Source organism: Acidithiobacillus marinus (genome assembly GCF_002847505.1).
Lineage (GTDB): Bacteria > Pseudomonadota > Gammaproteobacteria > Acidithiobacillales > Acidithiobacillaceae > Acidithiobacillus > Acidithiobacillus marinus.
On the sequence record NZ_MXAV01000062.1, the window covers coordinates 1 to 2,147 of the forward strand.

Annotated in this window: 4 protein-coding genes and 1 pseudogene; all 5 read right to left on the reverse strand. The window is 52.5% G+C overall.

Annotated elements, in window-relative coordinates; all coding sequences use genetic code 11:
• Positions 1-183 (reverse strand): annotated as a pseudogene (locus B1757_RS15640) (replication initiator protein A); the annotation flags it as partial.
• Positions 184-197: 14 nt separating this feature from the next.
• Complete coding sequence (locus tag B1757_RS14890) at positions 198-518, reverse strand: BrnA antitoxin family protein (protein ID WP_216360894.1); 321 nt, start codon at positions 516-518, stop codon at positions 198-200.
• Positions 496-774 carry a BrnT family toxin gene (locus B1757_RS14895; protein ID WP_101539068.1) on the reverse strand — a complete coding sequence of 93 codons (279 nt, stop codon included), beginning with the start codon at positions 772-774 and terminating at the stop codon, positions 496-498. The genes B1757_RS14890 and B1757_RS14895 overlap by 23 nt, the downstream gene beginning before the upstream one ends.
• Positions 775-792: 18 nt before the next feature.
• Positions 793-1,197, reverse strand: coding sequence for a hypothetical protein (locus B1757_RS14900; protein ID WP_101539069.1), 405 nt, complete (start codon positions 1,195-1,197; stop codon positions 793-795).
• Between the two features lie 52 nt (positions 1,198-1,249).
• Positions 1,250-2,035 (reverse strand): tyrosine-type recombinase/integrase, encoded by a 786-nt coding sequence (locus B1757_RS14905; protein WP_301179172.1) that lies wholly within the window; start codon positions 2,033-2,035, stop codon positions 1,250-1,252.
• Positions 2,036-2,147: the final 112 nt, after the last annotated feature.

A 2,147-nucleotide genomic window follows, 5' to 3' on the forward strand; every position in this document is an offset into this window, starting at 1 on the left:
ACCTGGTTGTATCTCAACCTTGTAATTTCCACGTTCGTAGTTGCGAATTCTTTTGTCTCCGGCACGCAGAGCAAAAATTGGGTGTTCCATGCTTGCCATATCATCCTTGGGTGCCGCATCCAAAATGTCGGCAATAAAAAAATCCCTCTGGATATGCCGATCTGGCCGAAGATGATTAGTCATGGCAGTAACGCCATCTAACGAGCCTGGTCATGTTTATCCAAATTTTCCATATAACTGCGTAGAACTTTATTCATCAGAACCTGATACCGCCCGCCGCGAGACTTGAACCATGCGATCACGTCTTGATCAATCCGAATTGTGATCGGCTTCTTAGCGCCATGGTCCAAGACTTTTGCCGTTTCCCAGAAACTGGCTCCAAGTTCAGGCGCATCACTGTAGTCGATATCCTCGTCTTTCAACGCATCTACTCGTTTCCAGTCGGTCTGTGAATCTGCCTGAATACTATCCCCTGTGATCTTTCTGATTACAGGCTTATCCATTTGTTGAGCTTTCATATGCGTGAATCTCCCGGCTGTTAGCCTTTCGTAATGAGATGACACGAACGACATTTGGGCTCCGATGGGTATGAACAACAACCATCAACCGGCCCTCTATGTGACCCATCCCGATATAACGCGGTTCGCCATATTCTCGTCTGGTGTCTTCCGCCACCAACATGGGGCCAACCCACATTTTAGGTGCGTCGACAAAATCAACCCCATGTTTTTCGAGATTGATAAGACGCTTGGCTTCATCCCATTCAAAAATCATATGTACAACTATAAATATTTACCATGGCCACCACCAGCGTTTTGTTTGCGTTGGTCCGAGATTATCCTCTTGGTGGGTTAGCAGGGCTGTTGTTTTACTAACCTGATCACGCAACCAGATTACTTCTTCCTCTTTGGCTCTCAGGTATTCACGCAGCACTTCATTTTCAGATTGTAAGGCGCTGACGATCATGTCTTTATCGTTGTCCTCAGCATGTACTTCAGTGATCTCGTGTACATCTTTTTTGTTGTCGTCAAAATGGAGTGTACCGAATACCCTAAGCAACTCGGATGTATCAATAACCTTTCTCCCATCACGGTCTGATTCTACCGTTATAGCTCCAGTATTTATATATTTCTCGTAGAGATGTGATCGGCTCTTTCCAGCCATTCTCGCCGCTTCAGATATGTTGACCTTAGCCATGTACGCACCTGTATTTAATATGTTGTCTTGTGTCTTTTATACCAGCAAGGCATCACCGCCACAATTTTTCAAAGCGTTGGGCATTGGTGGCGGTATAGCGCACGGTATGCTGGATATTCCGGTGCCCCAGATAGCCCTGAATCAGCCGGGTGTCCGCGCCCTGGTCAGCCAGGGCAAAACCGCAAGCATGGCGCAGCATGTGCGGGTGGGGCGGCAGGGACAGTCCTGCTGCCTCGCCATAGCGCCGCAACAAGGCCCAGAAGGTCTTGCGGGAGAGGGCCGCACCTCGGGTACTCAGGAACAGCGCCTGACGGTCCAGCGGCACCTTCCCTGAGCGGCTTTTCCCCCGATCCCACTGCCGCAACCAGCGCGACCGCTCCTGCAGCCAGCTTTTCAGCATCCGGAGTTCCTCGGCTCGGAGGGGCTGGGTCGTGGACAATCCGCCCTTGAGGCGTTCGACATGGAGAATCCGGCTGTCCAGATCCACCTGGTCCAGGCGCATGGCACAGGCCTCTGTCACCCGCAGGCCATGGCGGAACATCAGGAAGATCAGACAACGATCCCGCACCCCGGTCCGGGTATTGTCCTTGGCGGCCTGGAGCAGACGATCCACTTCCAGCGGCGTCAGGTGCTTGCGATCCGCATCTGCCGCTGCCCGGCGGCGGGCCGGTGTATGTACGACGGGAGCAGGGACTTCCGGTGCCGATTCCGGCAGCAGGGGTTCGGCCGTGGCCAAGGCCTCCAGGACTTCCGGAGCGGGTTCAAAAAAGCCCAGCTGCTCGGGCGCCTTCTGGGGCCTTTTCGGGGTTTTGGGAATGCGTTTCCGGGGTTCGGACACAGACAAAATCTCCACAGCTTTTGTAATGTCTCATAATACCCGGTTTTGCGGCTTGCCGGGTATGAGGAGAATCAGTACATTAGCGACAGAGAGAAAAACGCCCACAAGACAC

Excerpts from the sequence above, each read along its gene's own strand:
- B1757_RS14890 (WP_216360894.1), bottom strand. The coding sequence starts at position 518 with ATGAAAGCTCAACAAATGGATAAGCCTGTAATCAGAAAGATCACAGGG.
- B1757_RS14895 (WP_101539068.1), bottom strand. The coding sequence starts at position 774 with ATGATTTTTGAATGGGATGAAGCCAAGCGTCTTATCAATCTCGAAAAA.
- B1757_RS14900 (WP_101539069.1), bottom strand. The coding sequence starts at position 1,197 with ATGGCTAAGGTCAACATATCTGAAGCGGCGAGAATGGCTGGAAAGAGC.